A 26,915-nucleotide genomic window follows, 5' to 3' on the forward strand; every position below is an offset into this window, starting at 1 on the left:
GCTTTAAAATAAATGCAATACGATTGGGTTTTTCATTTACAAAAAAAGCAAAATCCAAGGAATGAATTTTGCTTTTTCTATATAAATATATTGTAATTTTTTTATTTCTCTCTGATGTAAATCTCGATAGGCACTCCTGAAAAGTCCCAATGTTCCCGGATTTTGTTTTCAAGAAAACGCTTATACGCTTCTTTTACATACTGTGGAAGATTGGCAAAGAATACAAATTGCGGGGTTGGTGTTGGCAACTGCATGCAATATTTAATCTTTACATATTTCCCTTTCAATGCTGGTGGTGGGTAATTTTCAATAACCTTAAGCATGTAGTCGTTGAATTTTGAAGTCGAAATACGTTGCTTTCTATTTTCGTGTACCTTAACGGTTTCCTCCAATGCTTTCAACAAACGTTGTTTTGTCAGTGCAGAAACGAAAAGAATAGGCACATCCGTAAAAGGCTGTAATTGCTCTCTGATTTTCACTTCATAATCTTTAGTAGACATCGTATCTTTCTCTACCAAATCCCATTTATTCACTAAAATCACTACTCCTTTTCTGTTTTTTTCAGCCAGCCAGAAGATACTCTGATCCTGTCCTTCAAAACCACGGGTAGCATCGATAATCAGGATACAAACATCAGCATGCTCAATAGCCCTAACCGAACGCATTACGGAATAAAACTCTAAATCTTCTTTTACTTTTGCTTTTCTACGGATTCCGGCAGTATCTACCAGGTTAAATTCAAACCCAAAACGGTCAAATTTGGTATCGATAGAATCTCGTGTGGTCCCGGCAATATCGGTAACGATATAACGGTCTTTCCCGATCAGTGCGTTAATAAAACTGGATTTACCAGCATTTGGCCTTCCCACAACTGCAAAACGTGGCAATTCCAATTCTTCCTGAGTTGGTTCTGGTTTTTCCGGAAATGCATCAATTAATGCATCCAGCAAATCCCCAGTTCCACTTCCTGAGATACTGGCGAAAGTATAATAATCCCCTATTCCAAGATTGTAAAATTCTAAGGCATCCTTTTCACGCATGGCGTTGTCTACCTTATTTACAGCAAGTAATACCGGCTTGGTAACCTTACGCAATAATTTCGCAACGGTTTCATCCATCGGTGTAATTCCTTCTTCGACATCGACAACGAAAATAATAACGTCAGCTTCATCAATAGCCAGTTCTACCTGTTTTCTGATTTCTCCTTCGAAAATATCATCTGAACCTTTGATGTAACCACCAGTATCGATTACCGAAAATTCCTTTCCATTCCATTCGCTTTTTCCATAGTTACGGTCACGGGTTACCCCGCTTACAGAATCTACTATAGCTTCTCTTCTTTGTATCAATCTGTTAAAAAGAGTTGACTTTCCTACATTGGGCCTTCCTACAATGGCAACGATATTGTTCATAATGCTTTTTCAAATATTTTGCAAATGTAGTGTTTTCGAAGGATTTTTTGTATTATTTTTTCGATATATCCACAATTACCACTACAAGAATGGCTATCTCTCATCTTATTACAACTAAAAACAAGCTTTTTAAAACGCTATTAGCGACCGTATTTTACCAGCCCACTCCCCGTTATCTTACAACAAAAGCTCTTCGCTTTTGAATTCAAGAAAACAGTTATACCAGCATAGCAAGCAGGCATAATATAGCGATAATCGCCAGGGACCATAAAATCCTAATTACGATTTTCATCGCGCTGCAAGGCGTGTTCCCTATCAATTTCCCATTTTTTCCATTCACATAAAAATGATATCGTTTGTCTTTGTACTGATAGGTACTCACATAGACTGGCAATTAGGATGTGCTTGAATTGGATGTCGTAGCAATTCGTTTCATAGGTATCAACAATCTGGCACTTCCTGAATTAAAAATTAATTCTCAAACACTTAGCAGTGCCTCAAAATATGTTTAACTATTTGTTAGTATTCTACGAATGGTATATTTATTAATTTTAGGGCTGTTATTTCGCCATCCTCTATGAATCTTGAAAACAATATAAAACTCAGGCAGCAATTTGAACGATTTTCGTTACAATCTGCTGCAGCTATAAAATCAGTTTCGGAAATCCTCAAGAACAAGTATGATCCGGATTATAAAATTAATTCTGTCGGAAAATATATTTGGTTAAGTATGGGACTTCGCAAGCGGGAATATTGGTCTCCTACCTTACGGCTGGAGCTTCTGGAAGAGAACGACAATCGCACTACCATAAAAATCCTTTACGGGCCTGACCCAATACTTTGGGCTATTTTTGTGGCCATCCACTTTATACTGATCCTTATTTCCATCATTTTTGCTATCATCATTATTTCCAAATGGCGTGCCGGCCTCCCTATCGCCTTTGATGCCTTTGTTATTTTTGTCTGCATCAATATCTGGCTGCTCTTATATTGTATCGGCAGGCTCAACAAACGAAAAGGCAGCGCACAGCTACAACAACTCATGACGATAATGGAAAAAATAATTACCCCTTAATTCCAATACTGCATTCCGCATAACAGAAAAACCCCTGAATAGTAAACTATCCAGGGGTTTTTCGTAATCTAAAATGATGTTTTTTATTTATTGTTATACCCAAAGCGGCGCAACTGATTCGAATTGCTTCTCCAGTTCTTATTTACTTTGACATACATTTCGATGTGAATTTGTTTTCCAAAGAATTTCTCCAGATCGGCACGTGCCTCAATACCTACTTTTTTAAGCGCTGCTCCTTTATGCCCGATGATGATTCCTTTTTGGGTATCACGCTCCACCATAATCAGCGAGCGGATGCGGATGATATTCTCATCTTCAAAAAACTCTTCGGTTTCAATTTCTACTGCATACGGAATTTCTTTACTGTAGTTCAGTAATATTTTCTCCCTGATTGTTTCATTTACGAAAAAGCGTTCCGGTTTATCCGTTAAAGTGTCCTTAGGATAAAAAGGTGGCGAAAGTGGCAACAGGTCAATGATACGGGAAAAAACTTCCGGCACATTGAAATTCTCCAGGGCCGAGATCGGAAAAATCTCTGCATTCGGTACTTTTTCAGCCCAAAATGCAACCTGCTCTTCCAGTTTTTCCTGATTGGAAGTATCAATTTTATTCAGCAGCAGCAATACCGGAATTTTGGCATTGATAATTTTATTAAAGAAGGCCTCATCTTTCAGATTCTGCTCCCCAATCTCTACCATATATATCAGGATATCGGCATCTTCAAAAGCGGATTTCACAAAATCCATCATTGAAGCCTGCAATTCGTAAGCTGGCTTTATGATACCGGGTGTATCCGAAAGGATCACCTGGAAATCCTCGCCATTCACAATCCCTAATATCCTGTGTCGGGTTGTTTGTGCTTTAGACGTGATTATAGACAGCCTTTCTCCGACGAAGGCATTCATGAGTGTGGATTTTCCAACGTTTGGATTCCCGATTATATTAACAAAACCTGCTTTGTGTGACATTTAAAAAATATTTATCCTGCAAAGGTAATCATATCAGGTCAATAGAAGAAATAAAATATTTTTTTCATTTTTTTGTTGCAGAAGTCAATATTAGACGTATCTTTGCACCCGAAACATCGCGGGATAGAGCAGTAGGTAGCTCGTCGGGCTCATAACCCGAAGGTCACTGGTTCGAGTCCAGTTCCCGCTACTACCGAAACCATTAATGCAAGTTAGTGGTTTTATTTTTTTTATAGCAGAAATTGTTATATCTTTGTATCCTATATCGCGGGATAGAGCAGTAGGTAGCTCGTCGGGCTCATAACCCGAAGGTCACTGGTTCGAGTCCAGTTCCCGCTACTAAGTAAAACCATCAAAGCAATTTGATGGTTTTTTTATTTTTATTACTTTCCTTAATTCTTGAATATCGAAATCAAACTAAAAAAACCTGGTCGGCATTTTATCTATCACCTCGATAATATGTATGCTATTCTTAACACAATTTAGTGTAAGACGCTTCATAATATTATAACAACCCTCAATAACTGGCTACATATTTGAATCCTTCCCATCGCTACGAGAATAAATAAAAAACCTGATAAAATTATTATTTTTTAATTTTTCCTCACTATTTGAGAAGTAATCGGCTCTCCCCTTTCTATAAAAACATCGTTGGCATAGTAGTTAAGGAATTGCACAGGAAGCCCAACACCGGTTAAACGAGACGCTGTTGTCTGCAAATGATAATGCAAATGTGGCCCATTAGAATTACCGCTGTTTCCAACTTGACCTACCATTTGACCTCGGAGGACATTGTCTCCTTCTGCCACTATTATAGAATTCTTTTTGAAATGAACCATACAGGAATATTCGCCGTTTAAATGGTCGATCACAATATAGTTACCCCAAACTTGCTCTTCGTTAAGAATCCCAGGAACATTGTCTTCTACATTATTCACAACAGTTACGATCCTTCCGTCTCCAGGGGCATTTAAACGCTTACCGAAACAATAATAATTTTCATTTTTTGTTCCATCTCCTGTAAAAATCATTTTCCCATTTACCCTTTGCACGACGTCCATTGCATATCTTTGATGGCGATAAGGAGCAAAATGATGATTTTCTTCTAGCGACTTCCCTCCCGCATTGATATACCATTCGCCATCGAAAGGCAACTCCAATACTGTTTTTGTATTATAATTTAAATAAATATCTTCGTCGTATTTACCTTCATCTCCCATCAGCGTATCAACGCAAGAAGTCAATAAAAGAACAATAGCGAATATCAAAGTGTAGACTGTATATTTGAAAAGTTTCATACTTAAAATTTATAGTTAATACCCAGATTTATTTGATGTTGCAATTCTCTATAAGCACTTGGCACCTGGAGTCGAGCGTAATTAAAGTTATACGTTGCCTTTACATCAAAATGATCTGAAAGTTTGTAGCCATATTCTAAATCCCATACAATAGTTTGATAATTGTCTAACGTATAAAATTTGCCTTCGGCATTGTTAGCTCTTAATAATACTACAGGAAGCGTTAGTTTTGATGCTAAATATTGCTTTTCATCCAATTGATAGCTAAATCTGGCTTTGATTCCAAATTCTTGATAAAAAGTAAAATAATTCTCATTATGAGCCGGAGAATAATCACCATTAAGATAAGTAGAAGTAGTAGTTTGCGACTGAAGACCTAAGTGTACCGCAAATTCATTTTTGCTATAAACTTGTTTGAGATAGGAAAAACCAACTCCAATTTTAGAATAATCTGTGTTTAGGTTGGATAACAAATCTGTTTTTAATTCCGCTTTAAGATAGTCCAGTTTAACTTCAAATAAGTTTTGTTTTTTACTAGTCCGGGTATAGCCTAATTTATAAATCAGACCTTCATACTCATACATTGCTACCGGCGCAAATTCAAGATTTTTTAAAAAGCCAAAATCATTTCCTACTGAAAATTCCAGTTGGTTATTTTTTTGAATGGTTTGTGATTGGACAGATACCGCAGACAAAATCGCAGTAGTGAACATGAGTCGATTTAATTTCATATAAAGTTGAGATGATTAAGTTGATTATCATGGGCAAACCTAAATGAAATAAAAAATGGCAAAGTCCGAATAGCTTAAGACTGAAGAAATCCGAACTTATTTATTCGTATTACGAAAGCTGTTCGGAGTCATTCCAGTAGCTTTTTTAAAGGCGTCATAAAATGTCGTCTTTGAAGTAAAACCTGATTCTAACCCTATTGCCAAAAGACTGTAATTTTCAAAGTCGGAATCAAAAATCATTTTCTTAACTGCTTCTACGCGGTAATTATTTATAAAGTTGGCAAAATTATCTCCCGTGATCGCATTGACTAATTGAGAAACATATCCTGCACTTATTCCTAATTGTGCTGCAACTTTTTCTCTGTTTAATGTGCTGTCCCTATAAATTTGATGAACTTCACAAAGCGTTTCCAATTTTTTAAAATAAGGATTTTCTTTTGTGAATAAATCTAAATTAGCTGTTTCGATTTCTTTTTTAAAAATTACATCTTTAGAAAATCCCTCAGTAAGCAACACAACACTCTTATTCAATAATGCCTCTATTCCTTGCTTGTTATCGGCTAATCTGTATTTAAAAACTCCGTAATAAGCCGTAAAATGAATTAGAAATGTAGCAAATAGCGCCAGAATCCGCATACAAAACGAAAGATCATATTCAAAAAACAGCGCTATTAGAACCGCAATTATCCAAGAAAGTAACAATGTAAAAACCAAGGACCACAGAAAAGCTATCCATTTCTTTTCTTGTTTATCCTTTGAAAATTTAATGAAGCTGAAGGTATAGACAGCCATAAAAGGTATAAATATTAGAATAATATAAAAATCAAAGTCTTTTAAAGTTTCGATTACTGTCTTAAGAACAATTGGAATCTTAAAAATATGCGCCACAACCTCACAATCATAAATAATATTTGCCAAGGCTGAATAGAGGAAGGGCACAAATAACCATCGGATTTTTTTCGAATTTCTAATAGGATGATTTACCTGATGTATAACAAACATAAAGATGAAAACAGGAAAAAGAAAGGCCCATTCAATATCATCAAGAAAAAGCAAGAAAGGTACAATCTTGTAACTATCTAATATTTCAAAAACAAGATTAGCGATTAGAAGCGATAGGGTAAATATTGCATAAGCTAAATATTTATTTGCATTGCTCTTAAATAGTGGTGATTTTAAAATAATTGTGCCCAGCACCATTCCCTGGAAAATTGCCGTGTTAAAAAAAGCTGTAAAGATCAATCTATATAGTAGTTATTTAGTTACGTCGTTGCTTCTGTTTTTTAGTTTATTGCCTCTATTTTATTTGACGAAACTATACTTAATTCATTTCATTTACTGTTAAAGGAATTACAATTAAAACGAATGAAAAAGCAATTAATACGATCTGAATTACAAATTATCACCCTACGATTCCATAAAAATCTTTGACAAGCTTGTTAGATATTTGAATGCTTCACGCTACTAAGTAAAACCATCAAAGGAATTTGATGGTCTTTTTTATTTTTGACTGCTTTTTGTAAAGGTGTGTTTTTTTTATCTTATAAAAAAGAATTAAAGCTAGGAAAGGATTATGGAATGTACAGTTTCAGGCACACATTTATTACCAAACTTTATAGAGAGTTAGTAAAAAGAAGTACGCCCTTTGAGGCAAAAAGTAAATTAATACTCATAACCGGTCACGCTTCTATGAGCGCCATTGAAAAATATCTGCGTGATATTGACACAGAACTTCCTGATGATTATTCAAGTCTACTTAAGAAGCAGTAATATTAAAAAGAATATTTTGTGGTTTTTATAATAAAAATATTATAGATTGCAAACGTTTGCGCAAACAAAATCATATTTAATAATTAAATCAATATAATATGAAAAAAGCACTTTTATTACTTACTGTTCTGATTGGACTAGGATGCTCAAATTCAGAATCAGAAATTGAAAATTTATCGAACGTAAATTCTAATAGATTAGCAGTTAATACTCGTTTTCATCCATCTAAATTTGATTTTATTGGGACACAGCATAATGATATTATGCTTAAGCTGGAAAAAGCATTGGTTGAAGGAAGCACGACACCAACCGAATTCCAGCTTTACGCTGACAAGACTATATATAATGAAGTAGAGGGGCTTTATACAAATCCAGATGATTTATCTTTAGCAAAAAATCTCATTTATACTAATTTGCATACAAAACCTTTATTAGAAGTTACTCCTGCATTTGGATATAACGACGATAAGCGTCTATCGGTTCAAGCCAAAAAATACTTGAATGTTTTACAAAATATTATGATGGAAGATGACGCAGAGCTTACACACATTGTATCAAACATCAGTTCTTTAGAAATGGATGCTTATAATGATACTAAACTAAGCAATGAGGATTTGTTAGTTTTGTTTCCTGCGACAAGTGTTGCCAAACACAGTATAGCTTACTGGAACGATCATTATGACATTTGGGATAGCATACTAAATGATAAAGATATGCATATAACAACTGCAAAAACAAAACCAGGTAAAGCGATTGCAGTGGTAGCAACAGCTGATGTTGGTGGTGCTGTTTCCGGCGCTTTAGGTGCTTGGGCAGTAAATGTGTGGGTAGGTCCTGGTCAAGCAGCTTATGCAGCCGCTATAGTTAGCACTGCTGTTAGCTGTTCTGCGGCGGCTACTATTGGTTTTCTGGCAGAAGCTATTTTTAATTGGTAACAATGAAAAAAAAAATTAAAATCTTTATTATTTCAATAGTCGTTTTTGGATTAGTAGCATTGGCAATCGACAAAATATTTCACGTCAATGTTTATATTCCAATGGTCGCGGCAGCTACGTTTTTTGCACTGATAACGCTAAAGACAAAAAACAAACAAAAAAATTAGATCTCTTTTAATACTACGACCGCACTAACGGTCGTAGTTATTAAAATATTCGATTTTCTAAATATCCCCAGTTTTTAAAATGCTCTTTGGCGGCTTCCAAATCATCCCAAATACAAATCTAACTTCCCATAAAGCCAATTGTACAAATACCTTATAGTAGCTGTTAGTATTAAATCTTACTTATTTTGTATACTATCTGTAAAAAGATCAATATTGGTCAATTTCTTTCCATTCTTTAGCATTGCTATCTTTGAATCGAACCAATTTAAATTCTTTAAAATCCTTTGTTTTATACTCTAAATGATATATCAAAGTATCGTCAGTAATAATTTCAGGCATGGAGCTAAACGATGTTGCTACCACTTCTATTAAGTAAAAATTGTCTTTTAATTTCTTTTCAACAAATGCAAAACTCCACAAATCATACCCATAAGTAAACTTAGATTGCCCAGGAACGTAACTGTTCAGTTTTTTCAAAAAAATGTGGTCTTTAGGTATTAACTCCACTTTTTGCACTTTGTCTTTTTTTATAAGATAAGTTTCGTGCCAGGAGTACTCCCCGTTTTGCCCAGTCCACGAAATTACTTCGCCAGGAATATCCTCATTCAGTTGCGGTCTTTCTTTGAGTCTGAACATTGTTTTTTGAAAATCTAAGAGTACGTTTTCAGTATAGTTTTTATGCGTGAACCTTGCCTGTAATTGTTGTAACGTATAGGTTCCAGTAGTGCTTTGAGCATAGGAGACAAAGTAAAAAGTGATAAAAAGTATAAAAGTAAATGTGTTTTTCATTAAATCCAGCTTTATTAATTATGTAATTAGTTTTTACCCAGTACGCCACAGACCGTCAACTTATTTATGTGTGGTAATTATTACACCTAATTTATTCCCAAATATATTTTCATTATAAATCATCAAGAAACCTACTACTATGATGGATGTTTTTTTATTCTTTAAATAGTTTTATATTGCAAATTCCGGTTATATTGATCACCCCATTCCGTTTTAAAGTGAGCACCTGATTCCAGTTCAAAATGACCACCTAATTCCGGTGCAAAGTGAGCACCTCCGTTTTGATTAAAAACTATATTTTTTCATCTGTTAATTAGTATTCAAATATAATAAAATATCACTCTTTGTTTATTCCTCTTTTCTTTCTCATGGATTCTCCATGTAATTCAAGCCTATGAGATTGGTGTATAAGTCTGTCTAATATTGCATCGGCTATCGTTTTTTCTCCAATTATATCATACCAGCCTTGAACTGGTATTTGTGATGTCACGATTATAGAGCCGTTATTATGCCTGTCCTCTATGATCTCTAAAAGAGTAATTCGGTTATGGCTGTCAAGTGCCTGGAGTCCAAAATCATCAAGTATTATAACATCCTGTCTTTGTATTTTGGTAAGTTCCCGTAGATAAGTACCATCTGCTTTAGCCATTTTTAGTCTAGCGAACAATTTTGAGGTATTAAAATAACTTACCTTAAAACCCTGTATACAGGCTTGATAACCTAATGCAGTACCTAAATAACTTTTACCGACACCGGTGCTTCCAGTGATTAAAATGTTTTCGTTTTTCTCTATAAATTCGCATTCTGCCAGACGCAGTACCATGTTTCGGTCCAGGTTACGTGATACATCAAAATTGATACTTTCAATATTTGATTTGTAATGGAATTTGGCATTAGTGATACTTCGTTCAATACGACGATTGTACCTTTCATCCCATTCTGCATCAATAATCATCGATACAAACTGGTCAAGGGTATAATGATCTGTTTTCCCGCTTTCAATGGCTGTTTTAAAAGCATTAAACATGCCATAAAGCTTCATTTGTTTCATTTTGGTTACTGTGGATTCATTCATTTTTTCAAGATTTAATTTAGTTATAATAGTGTTTTCCTCTTATGTTACTGTGATCGGGAAGTTCCTGCTCAGGTTCTTGATCAAAATCAATATGATCCAAGTTGTTTTCTAAAATGTTTTGTATGGTCTTAAAATTGTAAATTTTAAAATCAAGTGCCCGCCTGCAGGCATTTATTAATCGCTGTCTGCCTACCTTTTTTTCAAAATTCAGTATTCCTAAACAGCTTTTATAAGCCTGTTCTGGATGATTTCTGCTTTCGATTATCTGCATTATATATTCTCCTACTGACTCATCAATATTATTAGCCCATTCAATGAAGCGGGCAGCACTCCATTGGGCTACAAATTGATGTGTACTGGCTAAATGCTCAGGAGTTGTTGTATAGACATAAGGTTTGTAGTTTCTTGGATGTACAGCTATTCGATTGTATTTATAATAAATCTCTACTGTTGATTTGGTATATAACAGCTTGGCTTTCTTCTTTACATATTGATACGGAACGCTGTAATAGTTTTTGTCCTGGCTTAATTGAACATGACCGTTTTGCATTACTGTTGCAAAAGACTGGTATTTAATTTCAAAACGATCTTGTGGGAGTGGACGCAGTTTTTCTTTCTCGTCTTCTAAAAATAATTCAAAGCGGGAATAAGGGCGTCCTGTCAGTTTTCTGTTATTGTGAGAGTCAAGTAAATCCCAGATCTGCTGGTTTAATTCTTCCAGAGAAAAGAACTTAGTTTCTTTTATGGTTACATAAATCCTTCGATATAATATCTTAACAGCTCCTTCAACTAGTGACTTGTCTCTGGGCCTGTAAGCTCTGGCAGGTAAAATTGTGGTTTCGTAATGTTCTGCTAAATCAGCCAGGGTTTCATTGATTGTCGGTTCAAAACGACTGCTTTTTATTACGGCAGATTTTAAATTATCTGGAACAATGGCGGCAGGAGTGCCTTCAAAAAAGCGCATGGCATTTTCTACCGAGTCAACAAAGTTTTCCTTTTGCTGGCTCATGGAAGCTTCAGCATACGTGTATTGGCTAGCGCCCAATATTGCTACAAAAAATTGTACTTCTTTGACTTCTCCAGTATCTATATCAATAATTGAGAGTGTCTTTCCGGCATAATCAACATACATTTTATCACCAGCCTTATGGTTCATATGCATGACCGGATTAACTCGTTTGCCCCATATATTGTAATGATAATGAAATTGTGAAGTTCGATAACCATCAGGATTTACAGCAATATATTGTTCCCACATATGCTGTACGGTAACGCCAACTTTTTTTAGTTCACGTTCCATTTTAGGAAAAAAATCATAAAGTGTCTGTAATCTCGGGCTAATGGCCTCTACACTAGTCTGGGAGAATAAAAGTTCCAGCTCTGCATCGGTTTTTTGGTCGATTAATTCAAAGCTTAATTCGAGAACTTCAAATAAAGAAATATATTTCTTTACCGTATTTCTTGAAAGGGATAAGTAGCTACTTATAAATAACTTACTCTTTCCATTACAATAGAATTTAATTACTTTTCTAATTTTACTCATGTCTGTTATTTTGTTTGCCATAATCCGTAAATTTTTAACGAATGTATGGTTCTAACAACATGAAAAAATCAATAGTTTTTAATACTTAATTCACCACAAAACTTGGTGGTCAATTTGCTCCGGAATTAGGTGGTCAGTTTGCTCCGGAACGGGTGGTCAATTTACTCCGGAATTAGGTGGTCAAATTGACCGGTTTTTCCACCTTATTAACCCTTGTTTCTTTATTGTTATTATCCTGGCTTATTACCGCTCTGGTCGGATTATTTCTTAACTATGACATTTCTGCTATTATGACTGCAGTGGCCTTATTTGGAACTTTTATAATTCATTGGACAGCTTATATAGGCATTTACAAATACAAACTGGCCACAAACAAAGACGCTATTTACAATTTCCTAAATAAAGATTTAGCTGTTTCCTATACCAATACTAATTTGCAAATTGTAGAAAATAATACACCCGGAGAGTATCGGGAATCTATCACGGTAGACAATCTTTATTTTCAAAAATTAGAACTTCTTTGCAAAGAGCAGCACATTTATACGGACAGTACATTAAACAGGGAAAAAGTGGCTGAGAAACTGAGCATAAGCCCGGGATATGTTTCACAAATTATAAACACGATAACAGGAGACAACTTCGCCCATTACATCAATCAATATCGGGTTGAAGCTGTAAAGGAAATGATCTCAAATTCTGAATATGAAAACTATAATTTATTGGCGATGGGATTAGAATCTGGGTTTACTTCAAAAACGACTTTTTATAAAGCCTTTAAAAAAGTTACTGGTCAGACACCCAATGAATATAAAAACACCAGTAAATAAGGACCGATTTATACATATTTAAGCTTTTGAAACCCCTTGTAATTTTTCTTATGTGAATTTTGGATTTAAATAATTCAAATCACTTATTATCAAAAAAAACTTTTTACTATCTATCATTCTGTTTGCTATTATTCTGTCAATGCACAAAATAAAACTCATGCAAATCTGTATCAGAAAATAATAAAATTAAATGTATCACCTTTACAGATGCACCTGAAGGACTTATGACGAGCATTTTTATGTTAACCTTACAGCTGTTTTTCTAAATAGATAAATTCCAATGGCTCATCTGAAATATTAATATGGATTTCGCTTTCTGGAAAAGCTTCTCTTTCCCCTGTTTCAACATAACCATGACGCTTATACCAGGCAATAAGCTCTGCACGAACCGAAACAACTGTCATAATAATAGATGATAATCCCAAAGTTGCAGCATGAATTTCAGCCTCTGCCAACATCTTTTTTCCAATCCCGCTATTTTGCAATTCAGGTGAAACCGTTAATAAGCCCAAATACAGTTGGTGCTCTTTCGCTACAAACAGAACTGAACCAATAATCTGGTCGTTATCTGTAAATTTCAGAAATGTATTTTTAGGTTCTAGGATGATCTCGGTCAGTTCTTTTTCAGTTGTTCTTTTTCCGGCCAGTAAATGGCTTTCTGTAGTCCAGCCTTTTTTAGAAGTTTCCCCTCTATAGGCAGAATTGATTAAAGTAGTCAATGCAGGAATATCGTGTAATGTTGCTTTTGTGATCATGAATAAATCAAGTAATTTCAGTTTGTTTTCAAGATTTAAAAATAGGAATAAAATCTTAATGATTTGAAAATCCTTCATGACGGTTATGAAGCAAAAAACCATCAAATCGCTTTGATGGTTTTTTGCTTCTATCTGGTTTTATTTATTGCTCTAATGGTTTTCCCGCTTCTTTCCAGGCATCTGCCCCACCATCCAGCTCTACAATCGTTTTAAAGCCCGATGCTTTCATAATTTCCACGGCTTCGGCACTTCGTGATCCTGCTTTGCAATACACATATACCGGCTGACTTTTATCCAGTGTAGTGATCCGTTTTTTGAAATCCTGATCGTACAAATGAATATTTTGTGCATTTTTCAAATGTCCCTGGCTAAACTCCTTAGGCGTCCTTACATCGACCAGTTGTACTTTGTTGTTGTTTGTTTGCTGATAAAATTCCTGTGCCGGTACTAGGACAGCTGTTTCTTTTGTCTGTGACTGGCAGGCTGTAAGGCTCATCAATATAACCAGTAGGCAATATACTTTCGTTTTCATTATAAATTAGTTTTTACAAAAATACAAATTTTGACCGAACCCACTTAAAAACAGGCCTTAGGATGCAAATAACTGTCCCTCAATTAAAAAGTTTTAAAAATTATATTATTTTTTAAAAACTTTGAAAAAAAAAAGTGATATTTGCACCGCTAATAAAATCAAGCAAATCCCTTTAAAATCAAGGGGTTAAATTTTAAACTTGCGTTATGAAAAGAATTGTTGAGCATAGAAAGCTATTAGGGGTTGATAAAACCGTTACTTTAAAAGAATTAAAAACGATTTACAGAAATGTAATGAAGGATAGTCATCCTGACAAATTTGTAAATGATGACGAAGGAAAATTACAGGCTGAAGAAAAAAGTAAAACTGTTATTGAAGCGTATCATTTCCTTGTAAGTATCAATGCTGAAACACAGGAAAAATACCGTGAGGAATATATTGAAACGACTACAAAATCCAATATTCAGGATTTTTACTTCGAAAAACAAATCCTAAAAGTAACACACTTTGACGGTAATAGCTACGAATATATCGGTGTGCCGAAAAATACGTATATCAAAATGGTGAATGCAGAATCGCCAAGCCGTTTTGCAAGAAGACACATCTACGGTAGTTTCATCTACAGAAAATCAGGTGAAGCTGTCGAAAACTAAGACTTCATTTTTACATATAAAAAAACCATCAGCACAAACTGATGGTTTTTTCTTTTCATAGTGTCTAGTCCTAGAATAGCAATACAGGATTAATAATAATAAAAGTACATTTTTTAGACAGAAGTAGCTTCATGGTTACTTCTGTTTTTTGTTTTATAGGTTTTCATTTCTATTTCTTTTTGCTGATGCATTTGCATCGGAGTAAGCATATGATTAGAGCAATGCGGTCTTACTAGATTATAAATCTGTATAGATTCCTTAACTACTAACTTAATAATATTAAGTTGCTGATCATTATACCTATCTACTAAAAACTCCTGTTTTAATATTCCATTTACCCTTTCAGCGACCGCATTTTGATATGGATCATAAGACTCAGTCATGCTACAGCGCAGGTTTTTAGTCTTGCGTATCACTTTTTGATATTCATCAGAACAATATTGTATACCTCTATCTGAGTGATGGATTAACGACAAACAACTATTTTTCCTGCTCTTAAGAGCCATTTGTAAAGCTTTAAGACTATTTTCGGCATTTAAATTAGTAGCTACATTAAATCCCATGATCCGTTTTGAATATGCATCTGTTACTAAGCTTAAATAGCAGGGCTTACTTCTTTTTCCGATGTATGTAATATCGGATACCCAAACCTGTTCAGGACGTATTATTTTTAAGTTTTCAATTAAATTCTTGTGTTTTTTAAAACGATGATATGAGTTAGTCGTAATATGATAGCTCCGTTTTGGAGATATTAGCAGATGGTTTACTTTGAGGATATTAAAAAACATATCTCTTCCAATCTTCAATGCTCTAAGCTCCTGGTTTAATAAATAATACAACTTTCTCGTACCGATACGAGGCATTTTCATCCTAATCTTTCTTACCATAAGAATGACTTGTTCAGACTTTGATTGCTTTAAGATTTTTCTTTTAATGCTACGATAATAGACCTGCCTGTCTATCCCGAACAAACTACAGGTAAAACCTAAGGTTTGTTTTTGTTCTTCTTTAAATAGGACAATTGTTCGGGTGATGAGTTTTTTCGGATATCGATATTATATTCTTTCTCTGCAATATCAATAAGCATATCAAAAATAATAGCTTTCTTATCCGTAAAATTAACTTGTTGCTCCAGATGAGCTTTCTGTTTTTCAAGAAGCGTAACTTTAGCTTCGAGTTCCATGATTTGCTGTTCAGGTGTTTTAGCCATTTGAGATGGGGTTTGGGTTTCCCAATCAAAGTTACCAAATTTTCTAAGCCAACTAACAACTGTTGAACGTGCTTGCACACCATATTTTTTACAAGCTCCATGTGTAGATAACTCTCCTCGTTCAATCTCATGGACGATTTGCAATTTGAGAGACATACTGTAATCTCGCTGGGTTCGCTTTACATAATTTTTCTCTTTAGACATAATTGAGTTTTTTTTTGTATCGCTATTTCAGGACGGGACATAGCAATTGATTCACAACTTTTATTTTGGGGCAAAAAGTTTCTGTTTTCGTTTTTTGGTTTTGCTCATTTCCAGTTCCGACTGGGGATGCTCCACCTCATCCTGATTGCTCAGGTGTTTATTAATACTCAGACGGGCTATTAAATAACTGATTGTAGATTCAGCTCCCTGATTCAGGTTTACGCTTTTTTCTTCCAATCCATCATAACAACCACCCGTACAAGGGTTGTAAATAATCTGGCTCAAATGGTTATTACCCAGGAACCAGTTGAAAGCTATTTCCATTTTCTCCAGGTAACTCGGTTCTTTGAAAATATCATGGAATTTACGCAGCGCCATGATTGTATAGGCTACATCAATAGGCTGTTCTCCAAAATCTTCTTTTTCTTCTCCTTTAATATGCCAGCTACGGTTAGAGATTACTTTAATTCCAGTCTCACTGAACGTATTTTTCAATAGGAAATCAAAGGATTCTTTGGCCACTTCTTTGTATACACTGTCTGTAGTGATCGCATACGCACATAATACAGCTTCAGGAAGCACACTATTCGCATAAGTAAGGTAGCTTTCAAACCACATCCAGTCGGAAACAGATACATGACGGTACATTTGTACCAATCGATCTGCCAGCAATCGGGTGTAATTTATTACTTCTACGATTTCTTCATCGCGGTTATAATAATACAGTCCTTTTATCGCGAATGCCATCGCTCTTGGCGAATGCATATCATTCAGCCTGCCCAGGGATTTGTGGAACAGTATTTTGGCCTTGATGGACATGTCTTCCGGAATGATGTCGGTAAGAGACGCTAAATAGCCTAAAGCCCATATCGCCCTCCCATTGGAATCGGACAAATTATCATCCCCGTTCTGATCGGTAAATTGTTTATTAATATCGACATAGTTGAGGAAACTTCCATCAGGCTGCTGACAGAACTCGATAAAATTCAAATATGTGCTCAGGTATTCCAAATCACGATTATCCAACGTCAATTTGAAATGCTGCCCTACAGCAATCATAGCTCTCGCGTTATCATCTAAGGTATAACCCGATTCTAAATCGGGATGGTTTATTTTTGAGAATTGCAACATTCCGAAATCTGTCGTCATTTTTTTCAAATGCGCCAGGTTGATCTCTGGATTTCTATAATGAAGCTGTATGTTTCCCGGTTGTTTCTTATTCGCTAAACGCTGGAATAATTTAGCATGTGCTACCGCTGCGTTTTCCCATGCTGTTGGTGCTATTTTATGCAATCCATTAACAATGATATTTTTTCTAAGTTCTGGGTTAGACAACAGGCGATTTACCGCTGTAGCCAATTGTTCCGGTTGGTCAAAATCAATCAGGATGCCTGTATTGCCATCCAGCATTTCTTTAGCGTGAGGGATTGGCGTAGAAATAATAGGGCAACCACAGCTCATCGCATAAGAGAAAGTACCACTTACGGCCTGATTAGGGTCTTTAGAGGTGAAAAGATAGATATCCGTAAGCTGCAGGTATTCAAGCAGTGCTTCTAACTTCACATACTCATTAATAAACGTTACATTTTTCTCCAGCCCTAATGACGCTACTATGCCTTCCAGTTTATTACGGTACAGCTCTCCTTCCTCTTTCATCAAGGTAGGATGTGTTTTTCCAATAATTAAAAACAAAACTTCAGGCTGTTCTTTTATGATTGCAGGTAAAGCATTTAAAGTAGTTTCAATACTTTTACCAGGTCCTAATAATCCAAAAGTAGACAGTATTTTTCTATCCTGAAAACCATATTTGGCTTTTAGCTCTTCCCTGTCAGTATGGGCAACGAGGTGGGTTCCATGAGGGATTATTGTAATATCTGCTTCTACTACACCATAATCGCGGATTAAAAGCTGTGAGGCATTTTGTGTCATTACGACAACTGAAGAAACATGGTCTAAAATATCCAAAACATTCTGCTTGAATGCTTCATTCGGATTCGGCAATACGGTATGAAAAACAATCGTAACCGGTTTCTTTAACTTCGCTAAGAAGGCCACAAATTCTTTTTCTTTTTTCACATAAAAACCAAATTCGTGCTGAATTACCACCAATTTAATTTTATCGTTTTCATTGATTTCTGTAGCTGCTTCATCAAAAGAATCTTTTTCTGAAGTATCCAGAATATAGTCTACATTTTTATTGGTGTAGGTATGTTTTTCGTTTTCATTCTCCAGAGCACATATTTTCAGTTCAAATGAATGATGAAATTTAGCGTTCATAACATCAATCAAATCTTCGGTATAGGTTGCAATCCCGCATTCTCTTGGAGGATAACTGGAGATAAATAAAATCTGAGGCAGTTCATTTTTATTAATCGGATAATTAATCTCATTAACAGAACGTACTCTTCTTGACAACAATGTAGTTAGTGGCTTTGGTGGGGTCTTCATAGTATCTTCTTTTGATTTGGGTTAGAAACTGTAATCGCTTTTATAATCTTTACAGTCATCGTTTTAAACGATATCCGATAAAAACTAAAACAAAAAAAAGTTTGTTTGGAAACGAGGTGTAAAATTGCTCTATTAAAATCTAAAACCTGTTACACTACTTTTTTTATTTGTTACACTTTTTACATATTCCCTAATCAACCGAAGATAAATTTCAACCCCAAAAAAAACAGGATATCTCTTTTTCTCCTTAAACAATCAGCATTCAAAGGCACTTACGGAATTGCCACTTTCAGTTGATGTTTTAAAATTTTTATATTCAGCAGATCCAGTTCACCACAATATTCGCCGTCAATCTGAAAACTAACAGGGAAATTTGTTTGTATTTGTGCCGCTTCAGTTGAGATAATTTCTACATCATCTGATTCTACAGGCATATTTCCGGAAAGTATTTTCCCAAAAACAATAAGATCCAGGTTTCGCAGTATTACAATTTCAAACTTACCATCGTTCATTTTACCGTTTGGGTTTATAGTCACCCCGGTGCCATATTTCTGGGAGTTTGCAATTACGATCATTCTGGCTTCAGTCGTGAGCGTACGGCCTTGTGTGGTGATCGTTGCCTCAAAGGGATCCTTCAGGTCTTTTAGGGTTGTAATCGCATGCAGCATATAACCCCACTTACCGCGTACACTCCCGTTTTCGTAATTTTTGATCAACTCCGCATTGATCCCGATATCACTCAGGTGGAGACTTCTTTTATTATTGATACTGATCATATCCATATCCATGCAATTACCCAGGAAAGCGATCTCAAGATTTTCTTCAAGTGTATCGGGAAGGGCCAGATCCACAGAAAGCCCGTTTGCCGATCCTGCTGGTAATATACCCAGTATCACATCGTATTCTTCCACAGCTTCGGCAACCATTTTAATAGTACCATCCCCACCAGCAACGATAATCCGTTCCGGCAGCACTTCACTACAAAGGGCACGTATTGCATCTTCATCATTCTTACCTGTAGTTTCGAATACTTTCAATGCTATGTTATGAGTACTGGCAAAAGCCGTGGCAGCAGTTATAATCTCCGATTTATCAACATCCCCGGATATGGGATTTACCACCAAAATATAATTCTTTTGCGCGCTCATATTTCTTTTTTTGACATAAATGTAGTACTTTGTTACAACCAACTCCAAATGCATTAACATTTATGAAACCAATTTTAAAGCTGTACCGGGGCTATGCCAATACGTCTGAATTAATCGTTATGGGGCATGTATTCCGACCTACCCGTAAGGAAGATTATGATTTTCAGAAAAAACGCTTTAAAAATGCGAAATCCATCATTCGGATGTTTCGTATTAAAACACAGGCAAATGCCGATATCTACCTGCACCTGCATGGCGAAAAAATACATACTAAATCATTGGAGGATGGTCATTTTAAATTTTGTATTCCACTCCCGAAAGACATTGGCCACGGATGGAAAGATTACCACGTCAGCATCATGCACAATGGAGAAGAACTCATGGAGAAAGGTAGTTTTATCCGCCCATTCGAAGGAAAGTTAGGTTTCATTTCGGATATTGATGATACTTTTTTGGTATCGCATACGCGAAATCCTTTTAAAAAGCTCTATATCCTTTTATTCCGGAATGTAAATGACCGGAAGATATTCGATGATGTCGTAGCGCATTACCAGGCTTTAAGCACCGCTGGACGCAACAAAAAAAATGAGCAAAATGCTTTTTTTTATGTCTCCAGCAGCGAATGGAACCTGTACCGCTTTATCGTAAAATTCACAGAACTGCACGAACTTCCCCGTGCGGTAATGCTCCTGAAAGATATCAAAACAAGCTTAACTGATTTTTTCCTGACAGGCCGAGGTGATCACAACCATAAATTTGATAAGATCAAGCATATCCTGGAGTTTTATCCACACCTCCACTATACCCTTTTAGGGGATGATTCGCAGCACGATCCCTTCCTCTATGAAGCAATTTGCAAAATATTTCCCGTTACCGTCACCGCAGTTTACATCCGTCAAACCGGAAAACATAAAAAAGAAAAGACAATAGCAGCCCTAAAAAATATCGAAAGCCTGAATGTCGCTACCTGTTATTTCAGGGATAGCAGCGAAGCGATAGCTCACTCTAAAAAAATCGGACTGATTAACTAACTAATACGCTATTATGAATAGTATTCACCAACTTGAAAAAGGAAAGACCTATCGCGTCAAACAAGAATTCCGGGATTATGATAACATCCTCCACAACCCCGGAAAAGAATGGGTTTTTATCGAGACTACTTTCCTTCCCTATCATTCCGGACTAAGCCTCTTTGTGATGGAAAATGGCGAAAGGAAACAGTACCGCTTCCAACAGGTACCGGAAGAGCAGGAAGCCCTACTGGCAAATTTCATGGACTATGTTGAAACCCTGTAATACATTTCCGAAAAGAATAGCACTAAAAAAAGCATCCCGGAGAGGATGCTTTTTATGTAAAACCGATAAGGGATTACTACTGTGCTGTTATCGTACAGAATTAATTTTCAAGATCGATCTGGGTCTGTTCCCAGTCTTCCAATAATTTTTCCAGGTCCGCTTTCTTTTTATTGTACGCTTTAAAGAAATTAGCATCTTCAATATGTTTGTCATAGTTCGAAGCTAATGCCTTATCATCTTTCTGGATATCATTTTCCAACTGTTTGATCTGGCTTTCTATTTTACTGATCTTATTGTGAAGCGCTTTATTTTTCTTTTGGTCTTCATAGGAAACCGATTTGTTTTCCTTAGGTGCAGCCGCTTTCGCAACATCTTTCTTCTCCACTTCACGCATATTTTCCATATTACGTTGCTCTAAGAAGTAATTGATATCGCCCAAATATTCTTTTATCTTTTGGTCTTTGAACTCATACACAATATTTGACATGCCCTGTAAGAAGTCCCTGTCATGTGATACCAGTAATAAAGTACCTTCATATTTCTGAAGTGCGGCTTTGAGTACATTCTTAGACTTGATGTCCAGGTGATTGGTCGGCTCATCCATCACCAACACATTAATCGGTTGCAATAATAGCTTACAAAGTGCTAAACGGTTACGCTCACCTCCTGAGAGTACTTTTACCTTTTTCTCCACATCATCTCCACGAAACAGGAAAGATCCTAACATATCCCGAACCTTAGAACGGTTGGTATCTGTTGCAGCTTCTTCCATAGTCTGTAGCAATGTGATCTCTCCATCCAGGTACTCCGCCTGATTTTGGGCAAAATACCCCAATTGTACATTATGACCTAATTTGATATTTCCTTCATATTCAAATTCGTTGACAATCGCTTTAATAAAAGTGGATTTTCCTTGTCCATTCTGGCCTACAAATGCAATTTTGCTTCCGCGCTCGACTAACATCGAAATATCTTTCAGGATGGTTTTATCTCCGTATTTCTTGGTCACTTCTTCGGCTTCTACTACAACTCTTCCAGGTACAACAGATACCGGAAAAGAAATATTCATAACCGAGTTATCATCTTCATCAACTTCAATACGCTCTACTTTGTCCAGCTTCTTGATCAACGATTGCGCCATGGAAGCTTTGGAAGCTTTAGCACGGAATTTCTCAATTAGCTTTTCAGTCTCTTCAATCTTTTTGGCCTGGTTTTTTTGTGTTGCCAACTGCTTTTCACGGATTTCATGACGCAGTTCCAGGTATTGGGAATACGGCTTATTAAAATCATACGCCTTACCCAAAGAGATTTCAATGGTACGGTTGGTTACATTATCCAGGAACATTTTATCGTGGGATACAATCACTACAACTCCGGGATAATTTCGAAGGAATTGCTCAAGCCATATAATCGATTCTATATCGAGGTGATTGGTCGGCTCATCCAAAAGCAGGATATCATTGGCCTGCAACAGCAGTTTCGCCAACTCAATACGCATTCTCCATCCTCCGGAAAATGTTTCTGTCTGTTTGTCGAAATCTTCCCGTTTGAATCCAAGACCCAAAAGTATTTTTTCGGTGTCACCTACATAATTATAACCACCCAGCAAATCAAAACGGTGTGTAAAATCACTCAGGTCTTCTATAATTTTGCTATATTCTTCACTTTCATAATCGGTTCGTGTCACCAATTGGTGGTTCACCTCTTCCAGTTTTTTCTCTACAGTCTTAATTTCAGCAAAGGCTTCATACGCTTCTTCAAGCACAGTCCGGCCACGCTCAAAATCAATATCCTGTCGCAGGAAACCAATTTGCACTTCTTTTTCAGTTGCAATTGTTCCGGAATCCGGAGCAAAATCACGTGCAAGCATCTTCAACATTGTGGACTTTCCAGCCCCATTTTTCCCAACCAAGCCTACCCGGTCACCAGCTCCTAAACGGAAAGTTACTTCTTCAAAAAGATATGTTCCTCCAAAAGAAACTGATAAATTGTGTATATTAAGCATTCTGTTTTATTTTGTGTATTTATTGTAAGTGAATCCGATTAAGTATTGTTAAATTTGTACTCAATCAAATTTTTTGCAAATGTTAAAAAAAGGATCCAAACTATATAGTATTTTAACAGGAACTTGTCCTAAATGCCAAGAAGAAAGCATGTTTGTAGAAAAAAATCCTTACAAACTTTCAAAAATATCCGAAATGCACGAACGTTGCAGCCATTGTGGTACAAAATATAAAATTGAACCTTCTTTCTTTTTTGGTGCTATGTATGTGAGTTACGGTCTTGGTATTGCATTTGGTGTTGCCGCTTTCGTCATTAGTTTTGTATTCCTGCAAACGAGTCTTAAAACGGCATTTATTGCTATCGTAGCTACTCTTATTGTATTCATGCCCGTAATCATGAGAATTTCCAGAAATATCTGGATCAATATATTCATCCATTATGATAAAGACTGGAAGAAACACGTCTCATAAATATTACTTATAATACCGGCGGATATCTATTTCCCGCTCCAAAGGTACACCTTTTTCAATATGCTCCCATAAAATCCGTGCCATATACGGCCCCAGCATTACCCCTCTCGTACCCAGTCCGTTTAGGATATGCAGATTTGAATAGTCGGGATGGGTTCCCAGCATCGCTTTCCTGTCTTTTACAGTAGGACGTATGCCGGCAAGATGCGCTATTATTTCAAAATCACAGGTCAGTGTTTCCTGAATTTTCTCCAGCAACTCCACTTTGCCTTTTTCCGTAACGGTATTGGTTTTATCATACCATTCATAAGTCGCCCCAACTTTATAATGATCGTTCCCCAATGGCAATATAAAAATACTGGCATTTACAATAGCATCGAGTTTCAGTTCGGGTGCTTTAATAATTAGCAATTCCCCTTTAGTCCCATCAAGTGGCAGGTCATTAAAAAAAGGATTGCTATGCAAACCAAAACCTTCTGCAAAAACAATTTTTCTCGCTTTTATATCTTTATAGGTTACCCCCTCATCGGTAAGTTCAATGTCGCTATAATCAAATGTGTCCCGAACAAGCCAGCCTTGTTTTTCCAAATAATGCTGATAGCCCTCGAATAAAACCGAAGTATCGACATACCCTGTTTGCAATACCTTACCATAATCATATGGCGAATCGATTCCATGGTATTTGAAAGTCACAAATTTTGTAGATAGAAATGGTGCTAATGTAATTTTATCGGCGGCAACAAACCAGTTGTTTTGCTCTTCGATGGAAGCAAACTTTCGAAGCACTGGCATCTTGTAATCCAGTTTAAGCCCCAGCTTCTCTTCTAAACGGGCATAAAACTCCTTGAGCAGCGCTATCTGACCCTGCGCTTGTGCGAGTCCGCTAAAACGCTTTAAAATGACGGGATTATATATTCCACCAGCAATTCGGGTAGAGGTTTGTGAGTCATTATCAAAAACAAGCACTTTCATGCCTTGCTGCAAAGCAGTCTCTGCAAACGAAATTCCGGCAAGGCCGGAACCTACAATTATATAATCTATCATGGCACAAAAATAAAAAAACTCTTACCATAAATGATAAGAGTTTTTAATGAATTGGAGAAATTCTGCATTAATAATTCCACATATCCTGTTCGAAGTCGCGAATTGCTTCTTTTATTCTTTCAGATTCCAGTAATTGCAACTGGGCATTTTCTTTCATGTAATCTTTAATCGATCGATCTCCGTAAACGTTATCCGTTTTGTAGATCGTTGCATTAAATCTTCTTGCGTTTAATAAGTGGTCAAAACTGATCGGCATTGCTGAGTTTCCGTCGTTGAAAGCAGTTGCTTTATGCAACACATCTCGTGCTTCCAGGAAATAAACCCAGAAAAGCTCAACGTATTCTTTCTCATCATTATTCAGGGTATAGACATCCGGAACCACAGGGCAAATACCTAATAAACGGTATTTTAATTCTCCCTGGCGTTTGTCAAAATACCAATAGCCTAAAATTTTATAATCCGAAACATCCTGGGAAGTAATATCCTGTCTGTTGATGTATTCTTCAGAAATTTTCTGACCCGCATTGTATTGCTCTCTACCCGCATCTGTTGTATCAATACGTGTTAATGATGCAGCGATGTCTTTCATTGTCTTTTTAGTCGTGAAATAACTATCAGTATAGATTTCAGTAATCTGACCCGCTTTAATAGCTTTTGTCAGCACATCATATAATGATCGTCTGTCCGGACCAATATCAGATGTATCAATAGGGTACAATAAAGGAAAGTTAACTCTTTCATCAAGATCTATAATTTCCCATACTTTTTTACCCATCATGATATCCCTGTCATGAACATATCCGTAAGGTAGTGGTTTATCATTATCTGCCTCTAACTGAGCGGCAGTTTTTACCCCTATTTCAGCCGGTGTTTTTGCATTCAGCAAATTTGATTGCGCAAAAGAAGTTACGCTTCCTGTTAACAGAATGACAACTAATGAAAATTTTCTCCAATTCATATTTTTAGTTCTTTTTGTTTAAGAGTAATGGTATAACGCCAGGCTTAAACTTATTATTGTATTTCGAAAAAGACCGGTGCAGTTCTTGGCAACATGTAAGAACCAGCGCCTTCTAATTTCGTTTTAATTTCAGAAACCACAATTAAATCACCTCTACCAGCTTTAGAAATAGAAGCTTTCGCTCTTGCGTCCAATTTATTACCAGAAACAACAATTGTAGGTTGTCCAGGAGCTTTGATATTGAATCCAACTACATTCAGACCTACTTCAAAGTCAAAATCTTCCAATTTTGCACCAATTGTAGCGATCTCTAAGTTAGACTTAGCACCTTTTACATTTCCAACTTCACCTCTGATTGTTCCAACAGGGCCAGGAATACCTTTGATTCTGAATGATTTTTTATCAGAAACTGAGGTTCCATCTGCTAATTTACCAGTAACATTAATTACTACTTCACTACCAGCACCTGGCTTCATTGTGTAAGCGCCTGGTTTTCCAGCAGGTGATAAACCAGCTCCGGAAGCAGAAACTTTATCTGCAGAGATTCCTGCAAATGATATTGTCATTGGGTTTGTTACACCACGATATACCACGTTCATTTTATCAGCAGAGATTGTAGCAGAGTTTGGTTTTGGCACTACTACATAGTTACCTTCAACCGGGATATCAATTGCTTTTCCATCTTCCATGAAAGTGAAGCTACCATTGATTTTGTGCTCTCCTACATTTCCAGCACCGAATTTGAATTTCACCTGCCCGTTTTCAACTGGCTGGTTTGCACCATTCACAACTACTTTTGTAGGAACAGTATTTGCGTCATAACGACCCAAAACTACCATACCTGTTACAGCTTCTCCAGAAAAGAATGCTGATTTATCTGTAATTACGATTGCTTTATAGTTATTCATAGATGTAGCAGCAACTGCAGCTTTCCCTAAGAAGTTATTATAAAGAGATGCTTCGATTACTTCAACATCATTCTGCATTGCAGACAATTTAGTTAAAGAAGCAATGGATGGAAATCCTTTGTAATTGTAATCAAGGTATTTTTTTGTAACACCTTCTCTATCTTTAATATCAGCTGTACTGAATTTACTGTTAAGTTCAGAAACAATTCCTTTGTATTTAGGGTCATTTCCAACAACAGCGATCATATCATTTCTGTATTTGTCAATAGTACTAACGATTTCAGTACCTTTTTTAGAATACCCGTCGCTAGAAAACCAACCTTCGTCGATTTTGTCTCCCTTATCCATAGTTTCGTAAGGAAGTTTACCATTTTCTCTTTCAATGCCTGCAGTAATCTCAGTTTTCAGTTTACCTAAGTAAGCATAAAAACTATTTGATATTGCTTTTACCTGGTCAGCACGTTTTTTTGCTTCAGCAAAAGTAGGGGTTTCACTGGCTTTGGCCGATAAAGCATCGTATAAGCTAGTGTTACTCGCTAAGGCATCATTATTAGAAGATTCGAATTTTTCATTCATTAATCCAAAAGCCGATAATACTTCTTTGGACATATTTAAAGCTAACATTGCGATGAACACCAAGTACATAAGGCTGATCATCTTCATCCTAGGGCTTAATTTTGCTCCTGCCATTTTTT

General features: G+C 36.2%; 25 protein-coding genes and 2 tRNA genes. 9 read left to right on the forward strand and 18 right to left on the reverse strand.

Translation table 11 applies throughout. The features are described from left to right. Positions 1-101: 101 nt before the first annotated feature. Positions 102-1,412 (reverse strand): ribosome biogenesis GTPase Der, encoded by a 1,311-nt coding sequence (der, locus tag FK004_RS00455; protein ID WP_108735479.1) that lies wholly within the window; start codon positions 1,410-1,412, stop codon positions 102-104. A 577-nt stretch (positions 1,413-1,989) separates the two neighbouring features. On the opposite strand from der, the gene FK004_RS00460 reads away from it, so the two are divergent. After that, positions 1,990-2,487 carry a hypothetical protein gene (locus tag FK004_RS00460; protein ID WP_108735480.1) on the forward strand — a complete coding sequence of 166 codons (498 nt, stop codon included), beginning with the start codon at positions 1,990-1,992 and terminating at the stop codon, positions 2,485-2,487. An 83-nt stretch (positions 2,488-2,570) separates the two neighbouring features. Here the strand turns inward: FK004_RS00460 and era are convergent, their stop codons facing one another. Beyond that, positions 2,571-3,455 (reverse strand): GTPase Era, encoded by an 885-nt coding sequence (era, locus tag FK004_RS00465; RefSeq protein ID WP_108735481.1) that lies wholly within the window; start codon positions 3,453-3,455, stop codon positions 2,571-2,573. A 117-nt stretch (positions 3,456-3,572) separates the two neighbouring features. Between era and FK004_RS00470 the strand changes: the two genes are divergently transcribed. Both FK004_RS00470 and FK004_RS00475 read left to right on the forward strand, forming a co-directional pair. Continuing rightward, positions 3,573-3,645, forward strand: a tRNA-Met gene (locus FK004_RS00470). 76 nt (positions 3,646-3,721) lie between these two features. Beyond that, positions 3,722-3,794: transfer RNA gene (locus tag FK004_RS00475), tRNA-Met, on the forward strand. A gap of 254 nt (positions 3,795-4,048) precedes the next feature. Here the strand turns inward: FK004_RS00475 and FK004_RS00480 are convergent. From FK004_RS00480 to FK004_RS00490, 3 genes are all read right to left on the reverse strand, one after another. After that, complete coding sequence (locus FK004_RS00480; RefSeq protein ID WP_108735482.1) at positions 4,049-4,753, reverse strand: M23 family metallopeptidase; 705 nt, start codon at positions 4,751-4,753, stop codon at positions 4,049-4,051. A gap of 2 nt (positions 4,754-4,755) precedes the next feature. After that, positions 4,756-5,484, reverse strand: coding sequence for a hypothetical protein (locus FK004_RS00485; RefSeq protein ID WP_157955991.1), 729 nt, complete (start codon positions 5,482-5,484; stop codon positions 4,756-4,758). A 96-nt stretch (positions 5,485-5,580) separates the two neighbouring features. After that, complete coding sequence (locus FK004_RS00490; RefSeq protein ID WP_227871645.1) at positions 5,581-6,726, reverse strand: helix-turn-helix domain-containing protein; 1,146 nt, start codon at positions 6,724-6,726, stop codon at positions 5,581-5,583. Between the two features lie 626 nt (positions 6,727-7,352). Between FK004_RS00490 and FK004_RS00500 the strand changes: the two genes are divergently transcribed. Further along, positions 7,353-8,189 carry a hypothetical protein gene (locus FK004_RS00500; protein ID WP_108735484.1) on the forward strand — a complete coding sequence of 279 codons (837 nt, stop codon included), beginning with the start codon at positions 7,353-7,355 and terminating at the stop codon, positions 8,187-8,189. 374 nt (positions 8,190-8,563) lie between these two features. Here FK004_RS00500 and FK004_RS00505 read toward each other — a convergent pair whose 3' ends face one another. From FK004_RS00505 to istA, 3 genes are all read right to left on the reverse strand, one after another. Then, complete coding sequence (locus tag FK004_RS00505; RefSeq protein ID WP_108735485.1) at positions 8,564-9,145, reverse strand: hypothetical protein; 582 nt, start codon at positions 9,143-9,145, stop codon at positions 8,564-8,566. Positions 9,146-9,482: 337 nt separating this feature from the next. Next, a complete protein-coding gene (istB, locus tag FK004_RS00510; protein WP_056251131.1) occupies positions 9,483-10,220 on the reverse strand; it encodes an IS21-like element helper ATPase IstB in 738 nt (245 codons plus the stop codon). A 16-nt stretch (positions 10,221-10,236) separates the two neighbouring features. Further along, on the reverse strand, positions 10,237-11,784 hold the full coding sequence (istA, locus tag FK004_RS00515; RefSeq protein ID WP_108735486.1) for an IS21 family transposase: 1,548 nt from the start codon (positions 11,782-11,784) through the stop codon (positions 10,237-10,239). Between the two features lie 203 nt (positions 11,785-11,987). Between istA and FK004_RS00520 the strand changes: the two genes are divergently transcribed. After that, positions 11,988-12,590: a helix-turn-helix domain-containing protein gene (locus FK004_RS00520; RefSeq protein ID WP_227871646.1), complete on the forward strand. Its 603-nt coding sequence runs from the start codon at positions 11,988-11,990 to the stop codon at positions 12,588-12,590. Between the two features lie 248 nt (positions 12,591-12,838). Here FK004_RS00520 and FK004_RS00525 read toward each other — a convergent pair whose 3' ends face one another. Together FK004_RS00525 and FK004_RS00530 are read right to left on the reverse strand one after the other, a co-directional pair. Further along, a complete protein-coding gene (locus FK004_RS00525) occupies positions 12,839-13,423 on the reverse strand; it encodes a GNAT family N-acetyltransferase (RefSeq protein WP_227871647.1) in 585 nt (194 codons plus the stop codon). A gap of 64 nt (positions 13,424-13,487) precedes the next feature. Next, positions 13,488-13,877: a rhodanese-like domain-containing protein gene (locus FK004_RS00530; protein ID WP_108735487.1), complete on the reverse strand. Its 390-nt coding sequence runs from the start codon at positions 13,875-13,877 to the stop codon at positions 13,488-13,490. Positions 13,878-14,083: 206 nt separating this feature from the next. Here FK004_RS00530 and FK004_RS00535 point away from each other — a divergent pair, with 206 nt between their 5' ends. Continuing rightward, entirely contained in the window at positions 14,084-14,530 is a 447-nt protein-coding gene (locus FK004_RS00535; RefSeq protein ID WP_108735488.1) for a KTSC domain-containing protein, read from the forward strand. Positions 14,531-14,643: 113 nt separating this feature from the next. On the opposite strand, the gene FK004_RS00540 is transcribed toward FK004_RS00535, so the two are convergent. The 4 genes from FK004_RS00540 to FK004_RS00550 form a co-directional block, all read right to left on the reverse strand. Next, positions 14,644-15,501 (reverse strand): IS3 family transposase, encoded by an 858-nt coding sequence (locus FK004_RS00540; RefSeq protein WP_262497642.1) that lies wholly within the window; start codon positions 15,499-15,501, stop codon positions 14,644-14,646. Positions 15,502-15,515: 14 nt separating this feature from the next. After that, positions 15,516-15,944, reverse strand: a complete 429-nt coding sequence (locus FK004_RS19355) for a hypothetical protein (protein ID WP_227871586.1) — start codon at positions 15,942-15,944, stop codon at positions 15,516-15,518. 60 nt (positions 15,945-16,004) lie between these two features. Next, positions 16,005-18,392 carry a glycosyltransferase gene (locus FK004_RS00545; protein WP_108735489.1) on the reverse strand — a complete coding sequence of 796 codons (2,388 nt, stop codon included), beginning with the start codon at positions 18,390-18,392 and terminating at the stop codon, positions 16,005-16,007. 272 nt (positions 18,393-18,664) lie between these two features. Continuing rightward, a complete protein-coding gene (locus tag FK004_RS00550) occupies positions 18,665-19,540 on the reverse strand; it encodes a diacylglycerol/lipid kinase family protein (protein ID WP_108738697.1) in 876 nt (291 codons plus the stop codon). 62 nt (positions 19,541-19,602) lie between these two features. Here FK004_RS00550 and FK004_RS00555 point away from each other — a divergent pair, with 62 nt between their 5' ends. Beyond that, complete coding sequence (locus FK004_RS00555; protein ID WP_108735490.1) at positions 19,603-20,571, forward strand: App1 family protein; 969 nt, start codon at positions 19,603-19,605, stop codon at positions 20,569-20,571. Positions 20,572-20,584: 13 nt separating this feature from the next. After that, positions 20,585-20,836, forward strand: a complete 252-nt coding sequence (locus FK004_RS00560; RefSeq protein ID WP_108735491.1) for a DUF3601 domain-containing protein — start codon at positions 20,585-20,587, stop codon at positions 20,834-20,836. A gap of 100 nt (positions 20,837-20,936) precedes the next feature. Here FK004_RS00560 and FK004_RS00565 read toward each other — a convergent pair whose 3' ends face one another. Then, positions 20,937-22,841 (reverse strand): ABC-F family ATP-binding cassette domain-containing protein, encoded by a 1,905-nt coding sequence (locus FK004_RS00565; RefSeq protein WP_108735492.1) that lies wholly within the window; start codon positions 22,839-22,841, stop codon positions 20,937-20,939. A gap of 79 nt (positions 22,842-22,920) precedes the next feature. Between FK004_RS00565 and FK004_RS00570 the strand changes: the two genes are divergently transcribed. Beyond that, complete coding sequence (locus FK004_RS00570) at positions 22,921-23,310, forward strand: DUF983 domain-containing protein (RefSeq protein WP_108735493.1); 390 nt, start codon at positions 22,921-22,923, stop codon at positions 23,308-23,310. Positions 23,311-23,313: 3 nt separating this feature from the next. On the opposite strand, the gene FK004_RS00575 is transcribed toward FK004_RS00570, so the two are convergent. The 3 genes from FK004_RS00575 to porM all read right to left on the reverse strand — a co-directional run bounded on the left by FK004_RS00575 (position 23,314) and on the right by porM (position 26,910). After that, on the reverse strand, positions 23,314-24,354 hold the full coding sequence (locus FK004_RS00575; RefSeq protein WP_108735494.1) for an NAD(P)/FAD-dependent oxidoreductase: 1,041 nt from the start codon (positions 24,352-24,354) through the stop codon (positions 23,314-23,316). 67 nt (positions 24,355-24,421) lie between these two features. Then, positions 24,422-25,312 (reverse strand): type IX secretion system ring subunit PorN/GldN, encoded by an 891-nt coding sequence (gene porN, locus FK004_RS00580; protein WP_108735495.1) that lies wholly within the window; start codon positions 25,310-25,312, stop codon positions 24,422-24,424. A gap of 53 nt (positions 25,313-25,365) precedes the next feature. Beyond that, complete coding sequence (porM, locus tag FK004_RS00585; RefSeq protein ID WP_108735496.1) at positions 25,366-26,910, reverse strand: type IX secretion system motor protein PorM/GldM; 1,545 nt, start codon at positions 26,908-26,910, stop codon at positions 25,366-25,368. Positions 26,911-26,915: the final 5 nt, after the last annotated feature.

The sequence above is a fragment of the Flavobacterium kingsejongi genome (assembly GCF_003076475.1).
Lineage (GTDB): Bacteria > Bacteroidota > Bacteroidia > Flavobacteriales > Flavobacteriaceae > Flavobacterium > Flavobacterium kingsejongi.

Bases quoted from the DNA above. Each gene is read 5' to 3' on its own strand.
- der (WP_108735479.1), bottom strand. From the start codon at position 1,412: ATGAACAATATCGTTGCCATTGTAGGAAGGCCCAATGTAGGAAAGTCA.
- FK004_RS00460 (WP_108735480.1), top strand. From the start codon at position 1,990: ATGAATCTTGAAAACAATATAAAACTCAGGCAGCAATTTGAACGATTT.
- era (WP_108735481.1), bottom strand. From the start codon at position 3,455: ATGTCACACAAAGCAGGTTTTGTTAATATAATCGGGAATCCAAACGTT.
- FK004_RS00480 (WP_108735482.1), bottom strand. From the start codon at position 4,753: ATGAAACTTTTCAAATATACAGTCTACACTTTGATATTCGCTATTGTT.
- FK004_RS00485 (WP_157955991.1), bottom strand. From the start codon at position 5,484: ATGAAATTAAATCGACTCATGTTCACTACTGCGATTTTGTCTGCGGTA.
- FK004_RS00500 (WP_108735484.1), top strand. From the start codon at position 7,353: ATGAAAAAAGCACTTTTATTACTTACTGTTCTGATTGGACTAGGATGC.
- FK004_RS00505 (WP_108735485.1), bottom strand. From the start codon at position 9,145: ATGAAAAACACATTTACTTTTATACTTTTTATCACTTTTTACTTTGTC.
- istB (WP_056251131.1), bottom strand. From the start codon at position 10,220: ATGAATGAATCCACAGTAACCAAAATGAAACAAATGAAGCTTTATGGC.
- istA (WP_108735486.1), bottom strand. From the start codon at position 11,784: ATGGCAAACAAAATAACAGACATGAGTAAAATTAGAAAAGTAATTAAA.
- FK004_RS00525 (WP_227871647.1), bottom strand. From the start codon at position 13,423: ATGAAGGATTTTCAAATCATTAAGATTTTATTCCTATTTTTAAATCTT.
- FK004_RS00530 (WP_108735487.1), bottom strand. From the start codon at position 13,877: ATGAAAACGAAAGTATATTGCCTACTGGTTATATTGATGAGCCTTACA.
- FK004_RS00535 (WP_108735488.1), top strand. From the start codon at position 14,084: ATGAAAAGAATTGTTGAGCATAGAAAGCTATTAGGGGTTGATAAAACC.
- FK004_RS19355 (WP_227871586.1), bottom strand. From the start codon at position 15,944: ATGTCTAAAGAGAAAAATTATGTAAAGCGAACCCAGCGAGATTACAGT.
- FK004_RS00545 (WP_108735489.1), bottom strand. From the start codon at position 18,392: ATGAAGACCCCACCAAAGCCACTAACTACATTGTTGTCAAGAAGAGTA.
- FK004_RS00550 (WP_108738697.1), bottom strand. From the start codon at position 19,540: ATGAGCGCGCAAAAGAATTATATTTTGGTGGTAAATCCCATATCCGGG.
- FK004_RS00555 (WP_108735490.1), top strand. From the start codon at position 19,603: ATGAAACCAATTTTAAAGCTGTACCGGGGCTATGCCAATACGTCTGAA.
- FK004_RS00560 (WP_108735491.1), top strand. From the start codon at position 20,585: ATGAATAGTATTCACCAACTTGAAAAAGGAAAGACCTATCGCGTCAAA.
- FK004_RS00565 (WP_108735492.1), bottom strand. From the start codon at position 22,841: ATGCTTAATATACACAATTTATCAGTTTCTTTTGGAGGAACATATCTT.
- FK004_RS00570 (WP_108735493.1), top strand. From the start codon at position 22,921: ATGTTAAAAAAAGGATCCAAACTATATAGTATTTTAACAGGAACTTGT.
- FK004_RS00575 (WP_108735494.1), bottom strand. From the start codon at position 24,354: ATGATAGATTATATAATTGTAGGTTCCGGCCTTGCCGGAATTTCGTTT.
- porN (WP_108735495.1), bottom strand. From the start codon at position 25,312: ATGAATTGGAGAAAATTTTCATTAGTTGTCATTCTGTTAACAGGAAGC.
- porM (WP_108735496.1), bottom strand. From the start codon at position 26,910: ATGGCAGGAGCAAAATTAAGCCCTAGGATGAAGATGATCAGCCTTATG.